The organism is Halomonas sp. AOP30-A1-24 (assembly GCF_052378165.1).
Taxonomy (GTDB): domain Bacteria; phylum Pseudomonadota; class Gammaproteobacteria; order Pseudomonadales; family Halomonadaceae; genus Vreelandella; species Vreelandella citrativorans.
Genome location: NZ_JBQSXL010000025.1, coordinates 1 through 23,898, shown reverse-complemented (window position 1 = coordinate 23,898; position 23,898 = coordinate 1). Strand labels below are relative to the sequence as shown.

The 23,898-nt window shown below is 54.7% G+C and carries 22 protein-coding genes and 1 tRNA gene; 11 read left to right on the top strand and 12 right to left on the bottom strand.

Features of this window, described 5'->3' with window-relative positions; translation table 11 throughout:
* Positions 1-81: 81 nt before the first annotated feature.
* The 6 genes from ndk to trmJ all read right to left on the bottom strand — a co-directional run bounded on the left by ndk (position 82) and on the right by trmJ (position 4,548).
* Positions 82-507 carry a nucleoside-diphosphate kinase gene (ndk, locus tag ACT3TJ_RS13920; RefSeq protein WP_087106555.1) on the bottom strand — a complete coding sequence of 142 codons (426 nt, stop codon included), beginning with the start codon at positions 505-507 and terminating at the stop codon, positions 82-84.
* A gap of 184 nt (positions 508-691) precedes the next feature.
* Positions 692-1,018: a HesB/IscA family protein gene (locus ACT3TJ_RS13915; protein WP_087106557.1), complete on the bottom strand. Its 327-nt coding sequence runs from the start codon at positions 1,016-1,018 to the stop codon at positions 692-694.
* A 31-nt stretch (positions 1,019-1,049) separates the two neighbouring features.
* Positions 1,050-2,225, bottom strand: a complete 1,176-nt coding sequence (locus ACT3TJ_RS13910) for an aminotransferase class V-fold PLP-dependent enzyme (RefSeq protein ID WP_444628063.1) — start codon at positions 2,223-2,225, stop codon at positions 1,050-1,052.
* A 54-nt stretch (positions 2,226-2,279) separates the two neighbouring features.
* On the bottom strand, positions 2,280-2,747 hold the full coding sequence (locus ACT3TJ_RS13905) for a Fe-S cluster assembly transcription factor (protein WP_193055284.1): 468 nt from the start codon (positions 2,745-2,747) through the stop codon (positions 2,280-2,282).
* 78 nt (positions 2,748-2,825) lie between these two features.
* The gene (gene cysE, locus ACT3TJ_RS13900) at positions 2,826-3,665 is read right to left on the bottom strand and encodes a serine O-acetyltransferase (RefSeq protein WP_193055285.1); all 840 of its coding nucleotides are present in this window, start codon (positions 3,663-3,665) and stop codon (positions 2,826-2,828) included.
* A gap of 145 nt (positions 3,666-3,810) precedes the next feature.
* The gene (gene trmJ / locus ACT3TJ_RS13895) at positions 3,811-4,548 is read right to left on the bottom strand and encodes a tRNA (cytosine(32)/uridine(32)-2'-O)-methyltransferase TrmJ (protein WP_444665898.1); all 738 of its coding nucleotides are present in this window, start codon (positions 4,546-4,548) and stop codon (positions 3,811-3,813) included.
* Between the two features lie 197 nt (positions 4,549-4,745).
* Here trmJ and ACT3TJ_RS13890 point away from each other — a divergent pair, with 197 nt between their 5' ends.
* Positions 4,746-5,540, top strand: coding sequence for an inositol monophosphatase family protein (locus ACT3TJ_RS13890; protein ID WP_193055287.1), 795 nt, complete (start codon positions 4,746-4,748; stop codon positions 5,538-5,540).
* Positions 5,541-5,700: 160 nt separating this feature from the next.
* Here the strand turns inward: ACT3TJ_RS13890 and secF are convergent, their stop codons facing one another.
* The 5 genes from secF to queA all read right to left on the bottom strand — a co-directional run bounded on the left by secF (position 5,701) and on the right by queA (position 11,340).
* On the bottom strand, positions 5,701-6,627 hold the full coding sequence (gene secF / locus ACT3TJ_RS13885) for a protein translocase subunit SecF (RefSeq protein ID WP_444665896.1): 927 nt from the start codon (positions 6,625-6,627) through the stop codon (positions 5,701-5,703).
* A gap of 64 nt (positions 6,628-6,691) precedes the next feature.
* Positions 6,692-8,545, bottom strand: a complete 1,854-nt coding sequence (gene secD / locus ACT3TJ_RS13880) for a protein translocase subunit SecD (protein ID WP_087106568.1) — start codon at positions 8,543-8,545, stop codon at positions 6,692-6,694.
* Positions 8,546-8,677: 132 nt separating this feature from the next.
* A complete protein-coding gene (yajC, locus tag ACT3TJ_RS13875) occupies positions 8,678-9,004 on the bottom strand; it encodes a preprotein translocase subunit YajC (RefSeq protein ID WP_087106571.1) in 327 nt (108 codons plus the stop codon).
* A 112-nt stretch (positions 9,005-9,116) separates the two neighbouring features.
* Positions 9,117-10,235, bottom strand: coding sequence for a tRNA guanosine(34) transglycosylase Tgt (gene tgt, locus ACT3TJ_RS13870; protein ID WP_444665904.1), 1,119 nt, complete (start codon positions 10,233-10,235; stop codon positions 9,117-9,119).
* A gap of 73 nt (positions 10,236-10,308) precedes the next feature.
* On the bottom strand, positions 10,309-11,340 hold the full coding sequence (queA, locus tag ACT3TJ_RS13865) for a tRNA preQ1(34) S-adenosylmethionine ribosyltransferase-isomerase QueA (RefSeq protein ID WP_193055292.1): 1,032 nt from the start codon (positions 11,338-11,340) through the stop codon (positions 10,309-10,311).
* 112 nt (positions 11,341-11,452) lie between these two features.
* On the opposite strand from queA, the gene ACT3TJ_RS13860 reads away from it, so the two are divergent.
* The 3 genes from ACT3TJ_RS13860 to ACT3TJ_RS13850 all read left to right on the top strand — a co-directional run bounded on the left by ACT3TJ_RS13860 (position 11,453) and on the right by ACT3TJ_RS13850 (position 12,852).
* Positions 11,453-11,539, top strand: a tRNA-Leu gene (locus ACT3TJ_RS13860).
* 259 nt (positions 11,540-11,798) lie between these two features.
* Positions 11,799-12,389, top strand: coding sequence for an exopolysaccharide biosynthesis protein (locus tag ACT3TJ_RS13855; RefSeq protein WP_444665894.1), 591 nt, complete (start codon positions 11,799-11,801; stop codon positions 12,387-12,389).
* A gap of 106 nt (positions 12,390-12,495) precedes the next feature.
* Complete coding sequence (locus tag ACT3TJ_RS13850) at positions 12,496-12,852, top strand: RidA family protein (protein WP_441679013.1); 357 nt, start codon at positions 12,496-12,498, stop codon at positions 12,850-12,852.
* Between the two features lie 61 nt (positions 12,853-12,913).
* Here ACT3TJ_RS13850 and ACT3TJ_RS13845 read toward each other — a convergent pair whose 3' ends face one another.
* Positions 12,914-14,023 (bottom strand): pyridoxal phosphate-dependent aminotransferase, encoded by a 1,110-nt coding sequence (locus ACT3TJ_RS13845; protein WP_444665892.1) that lies wholly within the window; start codon positions 14,021-14,023, stop codon positions 12,914-12,916.
* Positions 14,024-14,215: 192 nt separating this feature from the next.
* On the opposite strand from ACT3TJ_RS13845, the gene ACT3TJ_RS13840 reads away from it, so the two are divergent.
* The 7 genes from ACT3TJ_RS13840 (at position 14,216) to ACT3TJ_RS13810 (ending at position 23,660) form a co-directional block, all read left to right on the top strand.
* Positions 14,216-17,881 (top strand): ATP-binding protein, encoded by a 3,666-nt coding sequence (locus ACT3TJ_RS13840; protein ID WP_444665890.1) that lies wholly within the window; start codon positions 14,216-14,218, stop codon positions 17,879-17,881.
* Positions 17,878-18,507 carry a hypothetical protein gene (locus ACT3TJ_RS13835; protein ID WP_087106585.1) on the top strand — a complete coding sequence of 210 codons (630 nt, stop codon included), beginning with the start codon at positions 17,878-17,880 and terminating at the stop codon, positions 18,505-18,507. Before ACT3TJ_RS13840 ends, ACT3TJ_RS13835 begins: the two co-directional genes overlap by 4 nt.
* Positions 18,504-19,757, top strand: coding sequence for a hypothetical protein (locus ACT3TJ_RS13830; RefSeq protein ID WP_444665888.1), 1,254 nt, complete (start codon positions 18,504-18,506; stop codon positions 19,755-19,757). The genes ACT3TJ_RS13835 and ACT3TJ_RS13830 overlap by 4 nt, the downstream gene beginning before the upstream one ends.
* Positions 19,754-20,623 (top strand): DUF7281 domain-containing protein, encoded by an 870-nt coding sequence (locus ACT3TJ_RS13825; protein WP_444665886.1) that lies wholly within the window; start codon positions 19,754-19,756, stop codon positions 20,621-20,623. Before ACT3TJ_RS13830 ends, ACT3TJ_RS13825 begins: the two co-directional genes overlap by 4 nt.
* A 280-nt stretch (positions 20,624-20,903) precedes the next feature.
* Positions 20,904-21,323, top strand: a complete 420-nt coding sequence (locus ACT3TJ_RS13820; protein ID WP_444665884.1) for a DUF1198 family protein — start codon at positions 20,904-20,906, stop codon at positions 21,321-21,323.
* Between the two features lie 120 nt (positions 21,324-21,443).
* Entirely contained in the window at positions 21,444-22,280 is an 837-nt protein-coding gene (locus ACT3TJ_RS13815) for a hypothetical protein (RefSeq protein ID WP_444665883.1), read from the top strand.
* Between the two features lie 102 nt (positions 22,281-22,382).
* Positions 22,383-23,660, top strand: coding sequence for a hypothetical protein (locus ACT3TJ_RS13810; protein ID WP_444665881.1), 1,278 nt, complete (start codon positions 22,383-22,385; stop codon positions 23,658-23,660).
* Positions 23,661-23,898: the final 238 nt, after the last annotated feature.

Here is a 23,898-nt window from a genome sequence, read left to right as displayed (position 1 = left end):
TGGTCAGCGTTCTAGAAAGGGCGGGGGCCAGGCCCCCGCGAAAATGGCCGGCAACGAATGTTGAAACGGCGCCGCTAAAAATTAGCGCGGGCAGATTTCGTCATTACCGAAGAAGTAGCTAATTTCGCGCGCAGCGCTTTCTGCAGAATCGGAACCATGGACAGCGTTAGCGTCGATTGTTTCCGCGAAGTCAGCACGAATAGTGCCCGGGGCCGCTTCTTTAGGGTTGGTAGCACCCATCAGATCACGGTTTTTGGCAATCGCGCCTTCACCTTCAAGTACTTGAACAACCACCGGGCCGGACGTCATGAAGCCCACCAGGTCTTTAAAGAACGGACGCTCTTTGTGCTCGGCGTAGAAACCGCCCGCTTTCTCTTCAGAAAGGTGGGTCATTTTAGCAGCAACAACCTGCAGGCCGGCTTTTTCAAAGCGAGCGATGATGTCGCCAATGGCGTTTTTGGCAACGGCATCGGGCTTGATGATAGACAGAGTGCGTTCAGTAGCCATGTAAATATCTCCTTGAGGCCTTTAGAGAAAGGGATAAAGCAGAAATTGCCGCCTCGGCAAACCGGGGCGGCGAAGGAAAATCGTTTCGGCAAAATGACGGTAGTGTCCACCGATTACCGAGTGGGCGCGATTATAGCGCCTCAAGCGGGGGTTGAATACCGATGATGACATTGGCGCCTACGGTTTACACCGTAAAGCTTTCACCGCAGCCGCATTCATCTTTAACATTTGGGTTGTTGAACTTGAAAAAGCGGTTCAGCCCTTCGCTGACATAGTCCACTTCGCTACCATCCAGCATCTCAAGTGCATCAGGTGCTACATAAACGCTGGCGCCGTGATCTTCAAAGAGAACTTCGTCACTGCCGACTTCATCGGCAAAGTCCAGCACATAGCTGTAGCCTGAGCAGCCGCTGGGCTTGACCGACACACGTAGGCCTAGGCCTTGGCCGCGTTCATCAAGCACATGGCGGATCTGTTGTGCGGCAGCTGGGGTAATGTTGAGTGTTGCCATAAGGCGTGCTCCTTGTAAAAGCGCTAGCCGCTTAGCGTGGCAGTGTTCGTAAACCGCTCACCGCATGGCGAATGAGGGTTAGCGCGTGATCAATATCGTCTTGCGTGGTGAAGCGTCCAAAACTAAAGCGTAGCGATGAAAGTGCTAGCGTGCGCGGAACGCCTACCCCGAGTAAGACGTAAGAGGGGTCAACGCTTGCCGAGTTGCAAGCGGAGCCGGTAGAAACGGCCACATCGCGCAGGGCCATCAACAGCGACTCACCGTCGATGCCTTCAAACGCGAGGTTCAAGATATTGGGTACTGCGCGGTCAAGCGGAGTATTGGCCACCACGCCATCCAGCGTTTCAAGCCCCTTTAAAAAGCGCTGCTGTAGATGCGTGATATGTGCCTGATCGTTAGCATGCTCTTTTTGCATTAACAAAAATGCTTCACCCATCCCGGCAATTTGATGCGTTGGGAGGGTGCCGGAGCGCATGCCGCGCTCATGCCCGCCACCGTGAATCAATGCCTCAAGGCGGATGTCCGGGTGGCGTTTTACATACAGCGCGCCCACGCCTTTGGGGCCATAGGTTTTATGCCCGGAAAGGGACATTAAATCGATCTTCTGCGCCACCACGTCCAGCGGGATTCGACCAACGGCCTGAGCTGCATCGGTATGGAAAACCGCGCCAAATTCATGAGCGACCTCGGCGAGTGCGGCAATATCGTTAATACTGCCTAGCTCGTTGTTGACCGCCATTAACGAAACCAGTGCGGTGTCATCACGCATGGCAGCACGTAGCATCTCCGGCGAAATAGTGCCGTTGTGCGCGGGTGTAAGCCAGGTAACGTCAAAGCCTTCGCGCTCAAGCGCAACCGCTGTATCAATGATTGCCTTATGCTCAATAGTAGAGGTAACCAGGTGCATGCCGCGTTCACGGTTGGCACGCAGGTAGCCAATCAGCGCCAGGTTGTCAGCTTCCGTGGCACCGCTGGTCCAGACAATTTCACGCGGGTCGGCGCCAATGGTATCGGCTACCTGGCGACGCGCCTGCTCCACCACCTGTTCAGCCTGCCAGCCCAGCATATGGCTGCGCGAGGCAGGGTTGGCAAATAGCTGGTCAGCGGTCAGGTAGCGCTGCATAACCTCGGCCACGCGGGTATCCACCGGCGTAGTGGCGGCGTAATCCAGATAAATAGGCAGTGAAGGTGTGGTTGTCGTCGTCATGAAGACCCGCTTAATTCAATAGCGCCAGGGCAGCGGTAATAACGCCCTTGGCCATTACGGTGATGAGGCGAGAATACCCGCTTCAACGCGATTTTTTTGCCGTGAGGCAATACGTAGAACATCGGGGCGCTGCATCAATTGGGCAAGGGTGATGTCATCAAGAAAATGCCGAATCTGGCCGGATAGTTCGCACCACAAGTGGTGAGTCAAGCAAGTGTTTCCCTGCTGGCAGTCGGATAACCCTTGGCAGCGGGTAGCATCTACCGTTTCATCAACGGCATCAATGACTGCTGAAACGCTAATATCGGCCGCCGGTTTGGCCAGCAAATAGCCGCCGCCCGGACCGCGAACGCTGCGGACAAGCCCAGAACGGCGCAGGCGCGCAAACAGCTGCTCAAGGTAGGAGAGGGAAATCCCCTGACGCTGCGAAATATCCCCCAGACTGGTCGGGCTGAGTTCGCCGTTCAACGCCAGGTCGAGCATGGCGGTAACGGCGTAACGGCCTTTGGTAGTTAAACGCATGACAGGCACCTCGACACTGAACGTTCAGCGTGCTCCCGGCAAATGTGCTGCCATTATGGGAAAGCCTGAGTAGTTTGGTCAACCTTTAGCCGGAGGCGGCGTGTTGTCATCCGAGCTTTTGGGGGCGCAACCGGTATCGTTTTCATCCAGGATATCGGCGAAGTCTTCATCACGCAGCGCGGGCAGGCTTCCTTCATGGTAACTGCCATCAAGCTTACGCAGCGTTGAGCACATGCGTTCAATGCGCTCATCCACCGCGTGCATGTGATCCAGCATTGCCTGCATGGAGCGGGCCACCGGGTCGGGCATGTCCTGGCTGACACCGTAGGCGTCAAAACCAAATTTTTGGCAGATGGCCTCGCGACGAACCGGGTCTACCTCTAGCGCTTCTTCAACATCGGGGTCGGTGCGTTTAACAATCTTGCCGGGAATGCCCACCACCGTTGCGCCAGGCGGTACTTCCTTGGTGACCACCGCGTTCGAGCCAACCTTTGCACCCGCACCCACGGTAAAGGGGCCGAGAATCTTGGCTCCCGCGCCGACAATGACGCCATCCCCTAGCGTGGGGTGGCGCTTGCCCTTGTTCCAGCTGGTGCCGCCGAGTGTGACGCCCTGATACAGCGTTACGTTGTCACCAACCTGCGCGGTTTCTCCAATCACGACCCCCATGCCGTGATCAATAAAAAAGCGCCTACCGATAGTGGCTCCTGGGTGAATTTCGATGCCGGTCAGCCAGCGGGAAAACGTCGACAGCGTACGGGCCAGCCATTTCAGGTTTTTTTTCCATAGCCAGTGACCGCAACGATGAATTAACAGCGCGTGAAGGCCGGGATAGTTGGTCAGTACCTCTAAAAAGTTGCGGGCCGCCGGGTCGCGGTCAAATACGCTGTTAATGTCTTCACGTAGGCGTTGGAACATGAGTGATCCTTGGTCAGGGCTGGCACGCGGTCATTTAAGGCATCGCGGATGACGTAACGCATCGTTCATCGTTAGCAGGATAGCGAGGTTGGGGCGCGGGTGCGTAACTTCAAGTTATGCCCCACCCCAGGTTTGCGGATGCCGGTTACTGTTTGTCTGCTGATTTTTCCGTTGCGGTTAAAATGCCGCGTAAAATGTTCATCTCCATTTTTTCGGGGCGGGCGCGCAAATAGAGCCTGCGTAGCCGCGCCATCAGCTGACGAGGTTGGGCCGGGTCATGAAATTCAATGGTAATCAGTGTGCGCTCCAGATGCTCGAAATAACGCTCCAGCTCTTCGTGGGGCACTAGCTCATCATCAGCATCAGGCGTGGGCGCTGCGTCCTGCTGGCTTAACCAGGCCATGCGGCTCTCGTAGGCAAGCACCTGTACGGCGGCGGCCAAATTTAGCGAGCTAAAGTCAGCATTGGTGGGGATATGGACATGGGCATGGCAACGCTGCAGCTCGGCGTTGGTCAGGCCGCTATCCTCCCGGCCAAACACCAGTGCGACGCGTGATGTTGATGCCTGGCATTCGCCGGGTAGGCGGTCTGCCAGTTCGCGCGGTGACAGCATGGGCCAGGGCAGGGTGCGTGAGCGCGCACTCGCGCCAACGGCCAGCGTGCAGTCGGCAACGGCCTCTTCAAGCGTTGCATGTACGCTGGCCTGATGGAGCAGATGATCCGCGCCGGAAGCGCGCGAAATACTGTCCTGAGTAATGATCTCGCAGCGCGGAGCTACCAGCGCTAAATCGGCCAGACCCATGTTGTGCATGGCGCGAGCAACGCCGCCGATGTTGCCTGGATGGCTGGTGCCGATTAAAACGATACGAATGCGCTCAAGCATAATGATAGGGCTCGATAAATGTGAACAGGGCTTGATGAAGAACAGGGCTTGATACAGAACATAGCGAACAAACGCGGAAAACGAGCAGTTTAGCACGAGTCGATAGCGTGCCCGAGAGGGGTCTGCTAGAATTGCGCGCCATAGGCAATTATTCCTTCGCCTAACGTTCTTTAACATCACTGTGACAAGGCCCGATCATGAATCCGATGGTCCAATTTACGTTGCGCGCAGCGCGCAGCGCAGTTGAACAGTTTCAACGTGTTCGTGAGCGTATTGAAAACGCTCATGAAGAATCCAATCTTGACCGTCTGCTTGAAGACACGGCGCGCAAGGCCGAGGCGACCATTATCCACCAGTTGGAGCGTGGCTACCCCCAGCACGGCTATGTGGGTCGTTACACCTCGCATAAAGCGGGTGAAGGCGAAGGTAGTGAGACCGTTTGGAAGATCGAACCCATTCATGGCTACTCTAATTTAGCGGTAGCGGGTAAAGGCTTTGCTCTCTCAGTGGTGTGTCTGGTTAAAGGCCGCCCGGAACACGCGGTGGTGATCTCACCGTTTGGCGATGATGAATATATCGCTAGCCGTGGTCGTGGCGCTCAACACAATGGCAAGCGTATGCGGGTTAGTAAACCCACCGCGATTACCGGTACGCGTTTGGCCATGAGCCTGCCCGAAGCGTGGCTGCGCCCTGGCAACTTGCCGGCATTTCTTACCGTTACCCAACAGCTTGCACCTCAGGTAGAAACCCTTGTCGCGACGGGCTGTGGCCTGCTGGACATGTGTGAGCTGGCAAGCGGCCGAGTGGACAGCGCCTTTGTGCTGGGTATGGAAGAGCAGGATATGCAGGTGGGCTCACTGTTTTTGAAAGAAGCCGGCGCGCTAATGGGCACACCCGATGGCCAGCCGAGCGTTAAGGTAGAAGGCCAACTGATGGCCGCAGGCCCACGTCTTTACAAGGCGCTGATTAAACAGCTGGCGCCGCATTTTTGATGGGCCGGTAGTGAATGAATAGTTGAAAGTGAATGGCTGGTAGTTAATAGCACGTTGTGAATGTTAAGTGATGGACGTTCCAAGGTTGCCAGCCACTTACTAAAAAGGCTCTGTCGGGTTAACCCGGCAGAGCCTTTTTGCGTTATACCAGAACGGCTTGTTACGGCAGCTCTTCTTCCTCTTCATCAAGCTCTTTTTTGGTGGGGATCAAGTCCTCACGCGAAAGCTTGAGCGGTATAAGCAGCGCGCCCGAGATGTAAATAGAGGAGAACGTGCCGACGCCAATGCCGATCAGCAAGGCGATAGCGAAGTTCTCGATCATATCACCACCGAGGATTAACAGTGCAATCAGTACCAGTATGGTTGTGCCGGAGGTTGCCAGCGTGCGCGATAGCGTGGCGTTGATGGCTTCGTTGATGATCTGCGTCATATCGTCGATACGTGACGTACGGATATTCTCACGAATACGGTCATAGACGACGATTGTGTCGTTCAATGAGTAGCCGATAACCGCCAGAATCGCCGCCAGCACGGTCAGGTCGAACTCAAGATGAAAGAGTGCGAACACGCCCACGACGATAATCACATCGTGAAGCAGCGCCAACAGCGCACCGATGGCAAACTTGTACTGGAAGCGGAAAGCGACATACAGCATGACCACACCGAGCGCGACCAGCAGGCCAAGGCCGCTTTGATCGCGCAGCTGATCGCCCACCTGGGCGCCAACAAATTCAGCGCGCACCAGAGTAACGCTGTCTCCGCTGGCACTTAGCAGGTTGACAACGTCGCTGCCAACGTCAGGATCAAAGGCCTGTTGCAGGCGAATAAGCACCTCGGTTGATGCGCCGAACGTTTGTACAGAAACATCCTGGAAGCCGCTTTCTACCAGCAGAAGGCGAATGGCATCCAGCGAGGGTGCGGCGCCGTAGCGAACTTCGATCAGTGTGCCGCCAGTGAAGTCGAGCCCCAGGTTGAGCTGTTGGAAGAGCAGGGCGCCAATCGACACGATAAGCATCACTGCCGAGGCGATAAACGCAATGTTGCGCCGCCCCATAAAGTCGATTTGCAGTTGTGATAGGGGTTTCATTGCCACCTCTTACATTCGGGGCTGAGCACGGGGTTCAGATCCATGTTCTTCAGATCCATGTTTTTCAGATCCATAGCTTTTTGACGGGTCGGCTGCCATAGGTCAGGTTGACCAGGGCACGCGTCACCATTAGCGCGGTGAACATGGACGTCAAGATGCCGATAGACAGCGTGACCGCAAAGCCTTTGACGGGGCCGGTACCAATCGAGAACAGAATGATCGCCACTAACAGCGTGGTGATATTGGCATCGACAATCGAGGTAAAGGCACGCTCATAGCCTGCATGAATGGCCTGCTGAATCGACAGCCCGTTACGCAACTCTTCACGTATTCGCTCAAAGATCAGGACGTTGGCATCCACCGCCATGCCCAGCGTTAGCACGATGCCCGCAATGCCAGGCAGGGTGAGCGTGGCGCCCAGCATCGACATGACCGCGACCAGAATCGTCAGGTTAAGGGCGAGCGCAATGTTGGCAAAAATGCCAAACACTTTATAGCGCGCCAGCATAAACAGCACGAGCAGCAGTAGGCCCACCTGAACAGAGAGCAGGCCGCGCTGAATGTTTTCCGCACCCAGGCTTGGGCCGATAGTGCGCTCCTGTACAAAGTAGATCGGCGCCGCCAGCGCACCTGAACGCAGCAGCAGCGACAATTCGGCAGCTTCAGTGGGAGAGTCGAGCCCGGTGATTCGGAAGCTGTTGCCCAGCGCGCTTTGAATGGTGGCCAAGCTTATCAGGCCGCGCTCTACATAAGGCTCACGCTCAATCGTCTCTTCGCCGGTCTCAGGATCAATGACGACCGTATCTTCGCTTTTATGCTCGATAAATAGCACCGCCATATTGCGACCAATATTGGTGCGCGTGGCGCGGTTCATCAACGTGCCGCCAGTGCCATCCAGGTTGATATTCACCTGCGGACGACCGTTTTCATCAAAACTGTTACTGGCGCTAGAAACGCTGTCGCCGGTAATGATCACATCGCGCATTAGCTCGGCAGAGCGTGATGCATCATTACGGAATACGTGAGTTTCCGTTTCCATACTCGGCGTGTCGTTACGAGCTTCCAGGCGGAACTCAAGGTTGGCGGTCGCGCCCACGATCCGCTTGGCGGCCACTGTGTCCTGTACGCCGGGGAGTTCAACCACAATCTGGTTAGGGCCTTGGCGCTGCACCATCGGTTCGGCAACACCCAACTCGTTCACCCGGTTACGCAGGGTGGTCAAGTTTTGGTTGATGGCATAGTCCTGAATTTCGTTAATGGTCTGATCGCTCAGCGCCATCACCAGCCTGGAGGAGCGGCCGCTGCCTTCATTGGTATAGTCAAAGTTGGGGAAGTCACGGCTGATCAAACGGCGTGCATTGTCGCGGTCTTCAGTGCTTGCAAAGTCGATGGAGAGGGAGCGGCCTTCAACATCGGTATTGCGGTAACGAATACGCTCGCTACGCAACAGCTCGCGCATGGCGCTGGCATTTACTTCCAGGCGCTGGGTGAGTGCCGCTTCCATATCCACTTCCAGCAGGAAGTGAACGCCACCGCGCAGGTCAAGCCCCAGTGTCATGGGGGAGGCGGAAAATGCTTGCAGCCAAGCCGGCGTGGCTTCTGCCAGGTTTAGTGCGACCGTCGCGTCATTGCCTAAAAGGTCGGCGGCAATATCGCGAGCATTGAGCTGGTCGTTGTCGTTACGCAGGCGAATCAGCCACAGGCCGTTAACTTCTTCGACGCCTTTAACAGCGATGCCGTTTTCGCCGAGTGCGTTCTCAACGCGTTCAATTTGGCGCTCATTCAGCGTTTCGCCTTGGGCGCTACTGAGCTGAATAGCGGGATCTTCGGGGAATAAGTTGGGAAGCGAATAGATAAGGCCAACCACCAGGACGACCAGTATCAGCAGATACTTCCACAGGGGGTAACGGTTGAGCATGCAAGCCCTGCCTTCAATTACAAACGGAATTGCTGTGCGGGGAGCCCCACGCACAGCAAAATTTACCATCGTATCTACCATGGCACCCCTGCCGGGGTGGCTGGCACTGAATCGGCAGGGGTGTTTTAAGCGTTAGATGGACTTAATGGTGCCCTTCGGCAGCACGGCAGCAACGGCGTTTTTCTGTACGTTGACTTCGGTGCCTTCAGATACTTCCAGGGTCAGGAATTCATCACTGACTTTGGTGACGCGGCCAACCAGGCCACCACCGATCACGACTTCATCGCCTTTGTCCAGGCCGGTGACCAGCTGTTTGTGCTGCTTGGCACGTTTAGCTTGGGGGCGCCACAGCAGGAAATAGAAAATCAGCACAAAGCCGACCAACATAACGATTTGTGCGATGCCACCGCCAGCTGCCCCTTCCTGGGCATGGGCTGATGAGATGAAGAAATCCAGCATTGCAGAGAACTCCTGGGTTAAGACCCTTAATGGGTGAAAGGGTTAGAGGGGGCGCTAATTAACAATTATGTTGATAAGCGGCCCTTGATTCACCCGCCAGAGCGGGTGATGACTATTCGGCCAGGGGAGGCACCGGCAGGCCGCGCCGAGCATAAAAGCCTTCCACAAAGGTCGTCAATGTACCCGCTTCGATTGCCGCGCGCAAATCAGCCATTACACGCTGGTAGTAGCGTAAGTTATGGATGGTATTGAGCATCGAGCCCAGCATTTCATTGCAGCGGTCCAGGTGATGCAAATAGCCGCGCGAGAAATTCTTGCAGGTATAGCAGTCACAACCCTCTTCAAGGGGGCTGGTGTCATGGCGATGCTTGGCATTACGAATCTTGACTGTACCGTCAGCGGTAAACAGGTGGCCATTACGTGCGTTGCGGGTCGGCATGACGCAGTCGAACATGTCGACGCCCCGGCGCACGCCTTCCACCAGGTCCTCAGGCTTGCCCACGCCCATCAGGTAGCGTGGTTTATCGTCTGGCATCCAAGTGGGCAGGTAATCCAGTACCTTGATCATCTCTTCTTTGGGCTCGCCAACGGAAAGCCCGCCAATTGCCAGACCGTCAAAGCCGATCTCCATAAGCCCTTTGAGCGAGCGCTCGCGAAGCTCCGGGTGCATGCCGCCCTGAATGATGCCGAAAAGTGCGGAAGGCGAGTCACCGTGGGCATCGCGTGAGCGTTTGGCCCAACGTAGCGACAGCTCCATGGATTTCTCGGCTTCCTCATACGTGGCCGGGTAGGGCGTGCACTCGTCAAAAATCATGACCACATCAGAGCCCAGCGAGCGCTGCACGGCCATGGACTCTTCCGGCCCCATAAAGACCTTGCTGCCATCCACCGGCGAGCGGAAGTGCACGCCCTGCTCGGTGATCTTGCGCGTCTCGCCTAATGAGAACACCTGAAAGCCGCCGGAGTCGGTGAGGATCGGCTTGTCCCACTGGGCGAAGTCGTGCAGGTCGCCGTGGGCTTCAATGACCTCGGTGCCGGGGCGCAGCCACAGGTGGAAGGTGTTGCCCAGAATGATTTCAGCGCCGATCTCCTTGATGGAGTCCGGCGTCATACCTTTTACCGTGCCGTAAGTGCCCACCGGCATAAACGCAGGGGTTTCGACCGTGCCACGGGGGAAGTGGAGGCGACCGCGACGAGCGCGGCCGTCGTCGGCCAAGCGCTCAAAGCGCATAAAGCATTCGTTTCGCATTGTGGTAACTCGTCAAAAAATCATCGGTAAAACGCTAAGGGCAACGTAAAGGCGCTTAGCGGGTGAGCAGCATCGCATCGCCATAACTAAAGAAAGCGTAGCGTTCGGCAACGGCTTCACGGTAGGCGTTCATCATCGTGTCATAACCGGCAAACGCCGACACCAGCATCAAAAGTGTCGATTCCGGCAGGTGGAAGTTGGTAATCAACGCATCCACACAGCGCCACTCGTAGCCGGGGTAGATGAAAATATCCGTATCCCCGCTGTAGGGCGCTATCTGCCCATCGCTGCTTTTCTGGCAGGCGCTTTCCAAACAGCGCACGCTGGTGGTGCCCACGGCAATGACCCGGTTGCCTGCAGCTTGCGCCTCGCGTACCTGCTGGCAGGTGGCTTCTGACACCTCGATCCACTCACTGTGCATATGGTGTTCAAGAATATTGTCCACCCGCACCGGCTGAAAAGTACCCGCGCCCACATGCAGAGTGACAAACGCGCTGTTGATGCCTTTTTCAGCCAGGGCATCCAGCAGCGGTTGGTCGAAATGTAGGCCCGCCGTGGGAGCGGCCACGGCGCCATCTCGGCGGGCATAAACGGTTTGATAGCGCTCGCGGTCGCTGAGTTCATCTTCCCGGGTGATATAAGGCGGCAGTGGCATATGGCCGTGCTGCTCCAGCAGCGCGATCATTGGCGTCTCGCCTAAAAAGCGCAGCTCAAACAACGCGTCGCGGCGGCCTTCCACCACGGCGTGAATATCACCTTCAAAGATCAGCTCTGTGCCGGGCTTGGGCGACTTGCTCGAGCGGATATGTGCCAGGCCCCGGTGGCTGTCCAACGGACGCTCAAGCAGCATCTCCACTTTGCCGCCGCTGGCTTTATGGCCGTGCAGGCGGGCAGGAATCACTCGTGTGTCATTAAATACCAGCAAATCGCCGGGGTTTAAACGCTCAAGAAGGTCCGTAAACTGGCGATGCTCAAGCGCGCCGCTCTGGCCATCCACGCACAGCAAACGACAGTCGCTGCGCTGCTCAGAAGGGTAGCGAGCAATCAGCTCATCGGGTAGCTCGAAATAAAAGTCCGCGCGCTGCATGGGTTGGCTCTTAACGGTGGTCAAACAGGCGGCATAGGATACCCCCTTCGCTAGATAAAGTCAGTCAATGTGATTGACCTGCGTGGTTATCTCCGTATAATGCGCATCCATTGCCGGTGTGGCGGAATTGGTAGACGCAGCGGATTCAAAATCCGCCGCCTTTACGGGTGTGCCAGTTCGAGTCTGGCCACCGGCACCAAATTTTAGGGCTTAGCGTTCATCGCTAGGCCCTTTTTTGGTTTTGGCATTCCAAAAAATACCATGAAGCGTTGGCAAACATTGCTCATACCCTCCTTTTCTCACACCATCCATTGGCTCGACATCTAACATTTGATGACACCCACCTAAACTACACTCCACAGTGACAGCGCCGTTGTTGTAGACGGCTATTGCATGCCATGGATACAGGTGCTTCATTTGTTGCCTGAAAGGCTTTATAGCGAGCAGGGAGCTCAATAATGGCCGAACACACGACGCGGGCACTCAGCGAGGTTCTGAATCACCTTGAACACTCGGTTCAAGGGCAAAAAGTAACGATCGGGTCGCTTGTGGACGAGCTTGGTGCGCACTCCTTTGCGTCACTGATGCTCATGTTTGCCCTCATTTCGACGTCTCCTGCAAGCTCGATTCCGGGGGTTACTGCCATTGTGGCCTTCATTGAGTTTATTCTCGTGGCGCAGATAATGCTGGGGCGGGATTGCCTCTGGCTGCCAGGCTTCATTTCACGCAAAGCGCTTTCTACCCATAAGCTCTGTAAAGGGATTAACTGGCTGCGCAAACCGGTGCATTTTGTTGAGCGTTTTCTCAAACCGCGCTGGGTATTTTTCGTCAAGCCGCCCTGGTTGTACCTGCCTCTCGCCGTTATCCTGGCCGTGACGCCCTTCATGCCGTTTATGGAAGTCATCCCCACGTCGGGTTCAATAGCATCTGCGGCTATCGCCTGCTTCGCGGCCGGGCTCTTAACCAGAGACGGGTTGCTTGCCATGGTCTCTATTCTGTTTTTGGCCGCGGTGCCTTTCGTGATCGGGTATGTAGGGTTCAGTGGGTAGGTAAATCGCTTGCCTGAATGCAGCAAGAAGTTGGTGTATTTGCAGGCAAGCATTTTAAATGTAAACGCGGTAATCTCAGCTGTATTTCTTATGACGGAGAGACTCCATGAGCGTTACTTATTACGAAAGCAATGCACGTATGAGCCAAGTGGCTATTCATAACGGCACGGTTTATCTAGCAGGCCAAGTGCCCGCCGACGCCACGGCAGATATGCGTGGCCAGACCGAACAAGTGCTTGCGCGCATTGATGAGTTGCTGGCTCAGGCAGGGTCCTCAAAAGAGCACCTGATTTCTGCTCAGGTATGGGTAACCGATATGGCCGAGTTTGATCAGATGAACGCGGCATGGGAAGCGTGGGTAGTCGCAGGGCGTACCCCGGTTCGCGCCGCGCTTGAAGCCAAGCTTGCCAAGCCTGAGTGGAAAGTGGAAATCATGGTTATCGCGGCACTGCCTAACGCTTGATTTGTAACGTTCGGGGAGCAGTTCACTTGGCAGGGGCTTTCCTGTAAAAAGAGTTGCCTTATCAAGCGTGCGCTTTAATAGCCTGCTCAAGCGTCGCCAGCCGGCCCGGCACCAGGGCATCCGCTACGGCGGTAATGCGTATCACGTTGGCGAGCGCCGGGTGCGCCAGGCGAGCGACAAGCACACCTTCTGAAAGAAGTTGCTGATGTACGTGGACGGCCAGTTCCTCACTGGGCAGGCGAATGCCGATAAAGTTGGTGGCACTCGGCAGTACATCGGCCCCTAAAGAGCGAAAGTGCTCGGCCAACTGCTCTCGGCGGGCTTTTACATCCGCCACGTGCTGGCGCACTTCTTCAGGATGGTCGAGTACTACTTCGGCGGCGGCCAGCGTCAGCGCGGAAACCGCGTAGTGAATACGCACCTTCATCATCATGGCCAGTACGTCAGGCTCTGCAATCGCATAGCCAATGCGCAGCCCCGCTAAGCCGTGGGCTTTTGAGAGCGTGCGCAGGCGAATTACGCCGGGCAGTGCTTGGGCCGCAAACTCGCTCCCCGCATCATCACGAAAATCGCCATACGCTTCATCCAGCAGCAGCCAGCAGGTATCTGGCAGCGCCTCGCGAAACTTGATAATGGCACTGTCGCTGTGCAGGTGGCCGCTGGGGTTATCCGGGTTGGCTAGGTAAACGAGGCGGGCGTTTTCCTGTTGCGCGGCGGTGGCTAGCGCTTCCAGGTCCGGTGCCAGCACGCCGGGCGCTTCATGATAGCCACGTTCAATCAGGCGGCAGCCTTGGCCTTTCGCAAAGTAGCCAAACGTGGGGTAGGTGCCCGCCGTGCACACCACCGTAGCGCCGGGCTCGCAGGTAGTGCGTAGTGCCAGCGCAATCAGGCTATCGGCACCCGCATCAACCAACAGGTGATCAAAAGGCGTGCCCAGCTGGGCGCTTAACCGGGTACGCACACCAAACGCCTCGGCGTCGCCATAGCTGTAAGCGTGCGCCGCCAGTGCATCACCAAAGTGCTCGCGCAGTGCCTGGTGAGGCATGTCCAGCCCTTCGTTGGAACCCAACTGATGGGGGATCGCTCGGCCCAGGCGGCGTTCAAGTACTTTAATTCCCGGAAAGGGGTTAACCGGGCCTTCGCCGGTAAGGTGCTCGGGGTAGCGGGGCATGGCGGTTTCCTGCAATGAAAGTGAAGCGTGGGCGTGAATGTAATCGCTGAGCGTTTAAGTCGCTAGTGGGTTAATGATTACATAAAGCGTTTGGGAGAGTGAATCGGTGAGTCGAGTCATCCAGTAGGTGTCGCCTTGCATTGTGTCTGGCAAGATAGTCGTTTTCGAAACCCTATCGATCAAGGACACGGCATGGCCCACCTGCTACGCATCGTGATGATTCACGGCCACCTTGAAGGCGTGGTTGAACTCAGTGTGGACGGCCACACCAATATTTGCGGCACCAACGCTTCGGGTAAAACCACGCTTCAGCGCCTGGTGCCGGTGTTTTATGGCGAGCTGCCCAATAAGGTAGTGCCCAAAACGCGCATGAAGTTTGATGCGTTTTATCTGCCGCACCGCAACAGCTACCTGGTGTATGAATACCGCCGTGAGGCGGGCAACATCTGCCAGGCAGTGTTGACCCGCAAAGCTGAAGGCGGGGTAGAGTACCGCTTTGTGGGCGGGCCTTATCAGCCAGAAGATTATCTGGTTGAAAGCGAGGCGGGTGTGGCCGCACTCGACTACAGCCAGTGGGCCAGTGGCCTGCGCCGCAATGGTACGCCGGTGTCGTCCAAGCTGGGCGCGACCTCTGAATTTCGCTCGGTTATCCAGAACGACTTTACCCAACTGCACGGCAATAGTCGTGATGGCCTCAAGCTGCGCCAGATCGCGGCACAGTTCAGCCTGGTCAAACCCGAGCGGCGTATTCGCCATATCGAGAAGCTGGTGTCGGCGGTGCATGCCAAAGAGGGCAAGATGGATACCCTCAAAACCATGCTGGCAGCGATTTTCGAAGAGGATGGCGTTGAACTGCCGGTCACGCGGATTCGTAACACCAAGGCGCGTGAATGGATTGCCCAGATACGCCAATCCATGCGCCTGGAGCCCCTTCAGGCGTCGCTCGCCCGGCTTGCGGGAATTGATCGCGAGCTTGCCCATTTGGATGCCACTCTCTGGCAGCTTAAGCCCCAGCTTGAAGATGACCGCCAGCAGGCTGAGCGGCGCATGGCCGATGTGGACGCCGAACTGGCCCGCCATCAGCGCGATTTTCAGCAGCGGGAAAGCGACTACGCCCAGGCGCGGGATGAGCTTAACGACCGCCACAGCGAAGTGGTCAGCGATTTACAGCAGACCCAGCGCCGCCTTAATGATTTACAAACCCAGTACGAGCACTATTCTGAGGCGGACATGCCCGCCCTGGAGCGCGATATCAATGCGCTGCCCCAATGGCGGGAGCAGCGTGATCAACTGCGTGCCCATCTGAACGTGATGCAGGATGCGGTAAAAGAGAGCCAGGCACGGCTTGATGGCCGCCTGCGTGAGCTTTCCGAGGCGCTGGCCCGCCAGACCGGTGAAGCCCAGGAACTGATCGACGCCCTGGTGGAAGAGAAAGCCCTGCGCCGTGAACAGCAGTGGGAAGCCGAGCAGCAGCTCAATGAGCGCTATCAACAGGAGCGCCAGCGCCTGGAAGGCGAGTATCAGGTGCAGCTTGAATTGGGCGTTGAGCAGCTGGCCGAGCTAAAAGCCCAGCTCTCACTTTCAACACAAACCGCCGAAGAAGCTGCTGATGCTGAGCTTGCCCAAGCGCGGCTGGATCAGGCCCAGCAAGAACGCAACGCATCGGCCGCCACGCTAGACGGCCTGCGCCGCGAGTTTGAAAGCAACCGCCGTGCCCGTGACGATGCCGAGCAGCAACTGGTTCAGCTTCGCCAACAGCTTGAGCGCGCCGAGCAGCGCTGCTATGCGCTTTACCAGCAACGTGACCCTGAGCAGGGCAGCCTGCGCCATTTTCTACGCTACCACCGCCCCGGTTGGGAGCAGCAGTTAGGCAAAGTGATTGCCCCGGAGCTGTTGGAGCGACGCGATTTAGCGCCTCAATTAGCCGACGGCGGCAGCGATGACCTGTTTGGGCTGGCGCTGGATCTCTCGGCCATTGCCTTGCCCGATTACGCCCAGGACGAAGCCACGCTGCTTGCCGCCATCGAAGAAGCAGATAGCGCCAAACGGCGCGCGCAGGCAGAGTGCCAAACGGCCGAGAAAGCGCTTAAGCAGCATAACGAGCGCGTCCAACAGGCCGATGAAGCTCAAGATCAAGGCCGTATGGCCCATAAGCGTGCCGAGCAGGAAGTTGAGTTTGCGACCGAGGCGCGCCGCCAGCAGCAAGAGCGCCACGCCAAGCATCAACAGGAGCGCCGCGCCACTCATCAAGCCGCGTTAGCCCGCTTGGAACAAACACAAACCGAGCTGCGTGAAGAGAAACAGCAAGCCCTTAACGCGCTGGGTGAAACCCATCAAAGCCAGCTGCTGGAGCTAAAAGCCGACGGCCAAAGCCAGCTGGATAGCCTGGATGCCCAGCTGCGCCAGTACAAGGAGCAGCTAAGCGACGCCAACACTGAACACCAGCGCCAGCGGGCGGAGCTGGAAGAAGCCTTTAGCCAAGAGCTGGCCGAACAGGGCGTCGACCCGGCAAAGCTAAAAGACACCAAGGCGCGGCTGACAAGCCAAGAGGAGCGCATCCGCGTTACCGCTGCGCGTCAGGATGAACTCACCGAATACACCCGTTTTATGCGCGTGGAGTGGGGGCAGCACAAGCCGCAGCTGGTCATCCAGGAAGCCGAGCTGGAGCAAGCCGAACAGCAGCTTCAACGCGATAAAGAGCGTTTGAAAAACGACTTTCAGGCCGCGCGCAAAACTCACCAAAGTACAGTAAGCACGCTTAAAACGAAGCGAGAGAGTGAACACGCCAGCTTGGAAGCCTTAAAGCCTCTGCTAACCCAGTTGGAAGGCCTCGCCATCGAACCCGACGACCAGACCCCGGCGGCGCCGCTGGGCGATGTGGACGAGCGCATTGAGCGCGCCCGCCAGGCATTGGGCAATCGCCACCAGCTCATCGAACAGCTGCGCCGTGGCTGCCTGGACGTTGAAAGCCAACTGATCAAGGACGCCAGCAGCGGCTTTGCTGAAGCGTTGGAGAGCGAGCGCAGCAAGCTACAAAGCGACAACCCGCGCCTCCAGCTGCCGCTACTGCGCGACATGCTCAAACTGCTTGAAGACCAACAGCAGCAGTTGATTCAGGAAGGCCGCAACCTGAGCGACGACCTGGATAAGTTCTTTACCGTGTTCCGCGATTTGAACCGACGCATCAGCGCCCAGAGCCGTCGGCTTTCGGAAGAAGTCGCCGACGACCTGCGCCTGGAAGGCATCACCAAAGCCGAAGTGCGCATTCAGTCCACCATCGACGAACTGGGCTTCTGGGAGCCGTTGAAGCTGTTTGCCCAGCGCTATAAAGAGTGGCGCGAATCCGGCCAGACGCTGCCCAGCGACGACTACCTGAACACCCTGGCCGACGTGGTCGATCTGCTACGCAGCGACCAGCAGTACAGCTTTGAAAGCCTGTTGCGCCTGGAACTGCACCTGAACGAAGGCGGCACGGACCTGGTGATTAAAAACGACCGCCAGCTGCTGGAGTCTTCCAGTCACGGCATGGCCTACCTGATTCTGTGTAAATTCCTGCTCGCGTTTACTCGCCTGCTGCGTGGTGACGCAGAAATCGCCATCCACTGGCCCATTGATGAGATCGGCACCTTGGCCTACCACAACGTCGAAAAGCTGTTTGAGGCCTGTGACAGCAACCGCATTCATATTGTCGGCGCGTTCCCCAATCCTGAATCCGATGTGCTGCTGCTGTTCGCCAATCGCTATTTGATTGACCGCGATAACGCTAACGCCAATAAACGGGTGTTAAAACGCATTGAACCGCGCCTGAGCCGCTTGGCCGAGCGGCTTCAGGAACGTCAGCAGGAGGTGACGGTATGATCGAACATGGCCCATTGCTTGAGCGTTTACTCGCCGGGGAATTTGTCTGCCCGGTCAGCGATGAAAGCGGCTATCGTCACTTGAGCAACGCAGAGACCCGCGAGGAGATCGACACCTACCTGCGCCCGCTTAACCGGCGGCTGGCCAGCAATGAAGAGGGCAGCGTCTATTTTCTGGCTTGGCGTCAGCTCAATGACAGCGCCCGGGATCAGCTCTCGCGCCAACTGGGCGAGACGCTCAACAGCCTGCTGCCGCTGTTGGAGTGGCTACAGCTGGTTCAAGAAGCGCTGGGCCGCGATACCTTGGCGGCCCCCGGTGATGTACTCAAACCGGCCGAATTCAGCGCCAAGTGTGAAGACAACCAAAGCCTGCGCGAGCGCCTGGAACGCCTAGCCACCGACAGCTTTTTTGGTTCGCAAAGTGACCAGCTGGATGCCCAGGTAAAGCAAGTCTTCAAGCGCCTGAAAGAGCACGGTTATTTGCTGCAGCCGCATTCCGAGCGCCAGGTATTTGTGATCACCGGCAAGATTGATTACCTGGTGGACCTGGTGCGCTTTATTCGCGATGAAGAGAACCTGCCGATTGATGCCGAAGGAGAAGAAGGCACGCAGGAGGCCCTGTTGTGAATAAAAGCGTGGGCAAGAGTGTGAATGAGTTGGAGAGCCGCCTGCTCAAAACCGGCGCTGAGCGTTTGGCGCTACTGGGCAAGCATTCTGAAACGCTGATGCAGGCCTACACTCGCGATGAAGTACCGCTGGAATCGCTCAGCGATAGCGCGCTGCGCAAGATGCTGGCAGCGCGTATTCTGTGGCGCCCGGATGAACAGAGCGGCGTGAAGCTTGCCCCAAAGGTGCGCGAGCTGATCGCCGAAATGCTCGCCGATGAAACCCGCCGCCATGTGAATGCCGATGTGGCGGAAACCCTGGAGCTGATTCGCGCATTGGTACACAGCTACCGCGAGGCGCGCAGCCGGGGCGAGCACTGGCGGTTAGAGCAGCAGCTAATGCGCCTGCGCCAGGAAGTTGACGACCTTAACGGCCGCTTCGCCGATGCCATCGACAGCTTATGGCAGCGGTTAAATAGCGACTTTGGTTTCGTCAGCCAGCTTAACGATAAAATCCGCGAAAACGACCGCGCCCAGAAACAGATCGCAAGGCTGCTGGATGGCCTGGCGCTGATTAACTTTGACGAGTTGATAGAGCTGGTAGGCAGCGACGGCAGCTTGCGCAAACTATTGATCAGCCAGCTTCAGCAGCAGTTAAGCCACCACTACACCGGTTTGCGCGAAGTGCAGCGGCGCTTGATCGAACTGATGGCGCGCTTTCGTAAGCAGCAAGCGCGCAGCCGTCTGATTAGCGGCATGGCCGCGTTTATGCGCGAGCACCCAGGCTTTGTGCCCGGCAACTACGCTCGGCGCAGCGAGGTGCCAAGCTTGGTCAACCAGGCCGCCCCGCTAAATGCGGCGGCCGCCCCAGCGCTGGACCGTAACCTGGAGTGCCAGGTACTCGCCGACCTGCTCCACCAACTACCCCAGCCGCGCCACACCACGCAAACGGTAGAAGCAGCGGCACCCGCCCAAGCCCAGGAAAGCAGCCTGGCGGCCGCCCGCCAACAGGCGCTAAAGCAGGATGTCGAACACTTCTATTTAAGCGTGATTGACCAGCCCCAGGCGGAGCCGGTCAGCGCCCTTGAATACCTGCACCAAAGCCCGCTGGAGTGGCAGGATGAAATCTGGCTTTTCCAGGTGATTGCCGAGTACCAGGGCCTGCCGCGCAACGACCAGCGCGCGTTTCGACTCAAACAGCAGGAGAGACAGGCGAGTGCCTTCAACTACCTGCGCCTGATCCACGACGTTGAGCTGCAGCTGGCCGTATGAACCTACCCAGCCGCGCACGCAATGGGCTGAACGGTGTAGCCCGAGAACTTCTCCGCCAGCCCACAGTGGAAAAGCCCCGCGGCCAATGGGTAAACGACGTGGTTGCCTGGTGCCATCAGCATGATATTGACTTGGCCACACGAATAACCAGCAAAACGCTGCGCTTTGACGCCGCCTTGCTCGCGCAGATCAACGATGTATTAGACAGCGCCCGAATAGCGCCGCTAGGCCGATCCCTCAGCGGCCTGACCAGCAGCGCCCAAGCAAAAGAAGGCGTGGAAGAGGATAAAGCCACCCGCGAACGCCCCCGCGCCCGACGAGTGCTCGTAAGCTTTCCCCCTCAGCCAATAGCCGGGCTCGCCATCGAACCACGCGCGATTCGCGATGTGGATGTACTGGGGTTAAAGCTGAGCGCGTTTAGCGCACTAATCCAGGTCGAAAACCTGGATAGCTTCTACGAGTTTTCGCCGGAACTGTCAGCGTTAAGCGGCTACGTAAACCCGTTGGTCGTCTACCGCGGCGACAGCCACTACGGCGGCGGCTTTGCGCAACTGGCCGAGGCGTGGCGCAAAACCCATCGACCGCATATCTACGCCGGTGATTTTGATGTTAAAGGCGTGACGTTGGCGCTCGACAGTAGCGCTACTCACTTGCTGCTGCCCACTATCGAATGGCTCACCCAAAACGCCACGCCGCTGCACGTGCCTGCCGAACAGTTCGCGAGCCAACGCAGACTACACAAATACCTCGCTGCGCTATCGTCCGACCAGCCTCTTTGTGGCTATTTAAGGCTACTGTTGGAAAAGCAGCGGGGGCTAAAGCAGCAGTGGTTTGGAGGGGAGATGGTATGTGTGGAGCTGTTGTAATTGCATATCTATTTGCCGCGAGACCCACGCTATTTTGCCCTTCGATCGCATGCGCATTACCGGATGATGCGCTTGCGTCAGTATGATGGAAACCGGCAAAACGAGCAGGCACGCGAATTTTGGATATGCAGCCAAATTTTGCTTTGCTCACAACAGAAACAATGGGGTAGAGTCAATTATTGCGGCAGCATAACCTCAATCAATATGCCGTCTCGTTTATTGAGGTTATGTAGCCTTCTGTATAATCACTGTTAGCTGAAAATAACCTATGGAGCATCAAATGATTTGGTACTGGGTAATTGGCATCGCTTTAGTGTTAGGAATTGTCTACAAAGTAGTTTCTGCAAAGCCGAGATCAGTTGCTGTCAGCATTGGGCAGAAGATCAACGTCAAGGCACATTTTATTGAGAGCATGATTACAGCTATGGGAGCTCAGCGGGGGCACATGTTTGTAGAGCATATGTCCCGAGGTGGGGAGGAGTATCTAGAGAAAGGTGTATATACATTTGTCATATTTGAGATCTCAAAAAACGATCACGAGAAGAACATCAGCTGGTGGAAGTCAAAACTGAAGGAATCCGGCTTCGACCCTCAAATCGATGAAGAAAAAGCAGAGGCCGCATTTACTTATCTTAAAGATGCGGGTGCAGATCATTCACAAATCCCAAATTTCATTAATGTATACAACTCAATAAGCTAACAAGGCCAAGCACTGCGACGTATTTTTCGTTGCGCCTGCGGCTCCACAAAAAATATGCGCGTGTTGGCAGCGTTAAAGCTCCGTATTACCCAAGAAAAGCAGAAATGAAAGGACCATTTTATGGCGAAGAATGAAGAAGGTAGATCAGCCCCCTTACTAACCCTGAAGAATGTTAGAGATCTTGTGATTCTGATTTTCTTCGGTGTAATGTCATTTAAGCTATTTAGTATTGATTTAAAGTTAAATATCGAAGAATTTGGGTTTACCGATCTGCTCTCAATTGTCGTTGCCTTTTTTGCCATTGGTCTATCTGTAGCCTTCTACTTTAAGGCCACAGATACTAGCAACAGGTTTTACGATAACTCCTATGTTTTTACTAAAGATGTATCGGAAATATTGGGAAGAATGGAAGCAGGCTTCGGCGAGCGTTTAAGGCACTTGGATGAAGGGTATTCTGGTATTAGAGATAAATTTGATCGTCTCCCTTTTGACTCAGCTAAAGCACTTGAGGATATTGAAAAAGAAAATGAAGAAATAAAAAGGAAGGAAGCCGAGCAAAGGAAAACTTTAGAAGAACTAGCGCAGAAAGCCCATTTGGCAGAAAACGAAAAGATAGCCTTATTTGAGCACATGGAAAATCTTAATAGAGAGCTTGAAGAGTCAAAAATTGAGGCGAGAAGGCTTGAGAAAAGGTTAAAGAGTAACGAAAGTCGACATTCTAGCGATTCGTTTGAAATTCTGGAATTTCTAGTTAGGCGCCTGAAAGATGTTAGAGATCCGAGAGCCTCTATGAAGTCACCTGCGTCCGGCTATCGCTATTTATTCAATAAAATAAAGGAAGACTTGCCTCGTGGTCTGACTCGAGAGCTGGAAGCGTTTGGCTATCTTGATGAAGAAGGTGAACTATCCAGGTCGGCGGTAGAAAAAATGCGAATAATCGAGCGTAATATTGCATAGCTTTAACAAGTTGCTGCACACGGATAAATTACTCGCTGCGCTCCTAATTTACCGGTGAGCAAGGCGTTATATTTTCAGTCAAATTTGGTGCCTTGAATAATTATGAATGATGTATTTAACAAGATTAATGAGCTGAGACTTGAGAAAAGTGAGTTATGCATGCTTGGTCAGTTTTGCAGAGCTTTTCTTGAAAGAGACCCCGTCATCACAGAAGAACTATTTCCTTACATTAAGAATTCAATTAACAATAGTGATTTTAAAAATAAGATCATGGGGTTATACACCAAAAGCTACGAAAGTGAAAAACAACAGATAATAGAGAGAATAAAAGACCGCTCAGCTCACCCTGGAGCTATAGCTTTTTATGCTCCTCAATTGGACTCTGTAAATAAAAGACTAGAACTAAAAACATTTGATTCATTGTTGACGTATGTAGAAGGAGAGCTGGCTGAATACCCTGGTATTTTAGAGGTATTAGCTAACTCATATAAAAACATTCATGGAAGCGAAGATCTTGATTATATCTCTACGAACTACAAATACTATTATATAGGATCAATGTTATATAATTCGTTCATGTCAATGAAAGGTCGGACCGAAGTTTTAGAGCAGAAATGCGCATCGATTGTTTATGATGAATATGAAAATATATCTGTAGATTTAATAAAAATAGATAGCCAGTTTTCAAAATATAAGTTACTAAGTAAAAATGAATATATAAGAATAAACAATGATAAAGATAGTCAAACTATCGTGGATTCTAGGATTGGAAAATATTTCTGGATTGATATACCAAGAAAGCTGCTACTTTCAATAGAAGATTTAATTGATAAAGATCTTATTGCTAATATATCCTTTAGAGTTGACTACATTTCCGAGTTTATTCCTGCCATGGAGGAAATGGAATTCGGTTCAAAGCTAAAATTCGATGTTTCAGATCTCCCAGAACTGTCAAAGTTTTATTCCACAGAAAAATACTCTAATAACTTATGGGTTACTCATGACAAATCTAAAGGTAGCTTGACTTTTGAAGAGCTCGTAGAAGATTTTGAAGTTTTTGAAGTTTTTGACGAGCGTATTGTCACTCAAGTAGTTCATCTTGAGTATCAGATAGAAAATCAAGAGTTTTTTATTGGTCATTTAGATCATGAGTTCATTGTCTATACTTTAGAAGAATATAGCGAAAGGGAGGCAAATCATGAAGTCAAAGGACATAAGAAGATAAAGACATTCAAAGTTGATGATTCTAAAATCCCTTTCACATACAAAGTCAATAATGAGTTCTTCTTGTGTCAGGTCCTTGATTCATATTTGAAAAATAAAGATCTGATTTCAGAGTACTTTGAAAATATAACAAGTGCCAGCACGGCGACCAACTAAAGCTTGGCTTGAAAACAGCCAAGCTTTAGTTAGCGCATGTGGCCGGCGTTGGGCGGAAAGCAGCATCGAGGAGAGTTTTTAATGAGCTGCATGATTTGTGGGCGTGAACCCACAATAAAATCCCATCTCATACCAAAGACCCTTGCCCGAGAGGTGCAAGTGGGAAAAGCACATGCGTACGCTAGAAACTCAGATGACTTCGATCATACCCAATCGGGAATATATGAGCGCAATATAC

Excerpts from the sequence above, each read along its gene's own strand:
- ndk (WP_087106555.1), bottom strand. The coding sequence starts at position 507 with ATGGCTACTGAACGCACTCTGTCTATCATCAAGCCCGATGCCGTTGCC.
- ACT3TJ_RS13915 (WP_087106557.1), bottom strand. The coding sequence starts at position 1,018 with ATGGCAACACTCAACATTACCCCAGCTGCCGCACAACAGATCCGCCAT.
- ACT3TJ_RS13910 (WP_444628063.1), bottom strand. The coding sequence starts at position 2,225 with ATGACGACGACAACCACACCTTCACTGCCTATTTATCTGGATTACGCC.
- ACT3TJ_RS13905 (WP_193055284.1), bottom strand. The coding sequence starts at position 2,747 with ATGCGTTTAACTACCAAAGGCCGTTACGCCGTTACCGCCATGCTCGAC.
- cysE (WP_193055285.1), bottom strand. The coding sequence starts at position 3,665 with ATGTTCCAACGCCTACGTGAAGACATTAACAGCGTATTTGACCGCGAC.
- trmJ (WP_444665898.1), bottom strand. The coding sequence starts at position 4,548 with ATGCTTGAGCGCATTCGTATCGTTTTAATCGGCACCAGCCATCCAGGC.
- ACT3TJ_RS13890 (WP_193055287.1), top strand. The coding sequence starts at position 4,746 with ATGAATCCGATGGTCCAATTTACGTTGCGCGCAGCGCGCAGCGCAGTT.
- secF (WP_444665896.1), bottom strand. The coding sequence starts at position 6,627 with ATGAAACCCCTATCACAACTGCAAATCGACTTTATGGGGCGGCGCAAC.
- secD (WP_087106568.1), bottom strand. The coding sequence starts at position 8,545 with ATGCTCAACCGTTACCCCCTGTGGAAGTATCTGCTGATACTGGTCGTC.
- yajC (WP_087106571.1), bottom strand. The coding sequence starts at position 9,004 with ATGCTGGATTTCTTCATCTCATCAGCCCATGCCCAGGAAGGGGCAGCT.
- tgt (WP_444665904.1), bottom strand. The coding sequence starts at position 10,235 with ATGCGCTTTGAGCGCTTGGCCGACGACGGCCGCGCTCGTCGCGGTCGC.
- queA (WP_193055292.1), bottom strand. The coding sequence starts at position 11,340 with ATGCAGCGCGCGGACTTTTATTTCGAGCTACCCGATGAGCTGATTGCT.
- ACT3TJ_RS13855 (WP_444665894.1), top strand. The coding sequence starts at position 11,799 with ATGGCCGAACACACGACGCGGGCACTCAGCGAGGTTCTGAATCACCTT.
- ACT3TJ_RS13850 (WP_441679013.1), top strand. The coding sequence starts at position 12,496 with ATGAGCGTTACTTATTACGAAAGCAATGCACGTATGAGCCAAGTGGCT.
- ACT3TJ_RS13845 (WP_444665892.1), bottom strand. The coding sequence starts at position 14,023 with ATGCCCCGCTACCCCGAGCACCTTACCGGCGAAGGCCCGGTTAACCCC.
- ACT3TJ_RS13840 (WP_444665890.1), top strand. The coding sequence starts at position 14,216 with ATGGCCCACCTGCTACGCATCGTGATGATTCACGGCCACCTTGAAGGC.
- ACT3TJ_RS13835 (WP_087106585.1), top strand. The coding sequence starts at position 17,878 with ATGATCGAACATGGCCCATTGCTTGAGCGTTTACTCGCCGGGGAATTT.
- ACT3TJ_RS13825 (WP_444665886.1), top strand. The coding sequence starts at position 19,754 with ATGAACCTACCCAGCCGCGCACGCAATGGGCTGAACGGTGTAGCCCGA.
- ACT3TJ_RS13820 (WP_444665884.1), top strand. The coding sequence starts at position 20,904 with ATGATTTGGTACTGGGTAATTGGCATCGCTTTAGTGTTAGGAATTGTC.
- ACT3TJ_RS13815 (WP_444665883.1), top strand. The coding sequence starts at position 21,444 with ATGGCGAAGAATGAAGAAGGTAGATCAGCCCCCTTACTAACCCTGAAG.
- ACT3TJ_RS13810 (WP_444665881.1), top strand. The coding sequence starts at position 22,383 with ATGAATGATGTATTTAACAAGATTAATGAGCTGAGACTTGAGAAAAGT.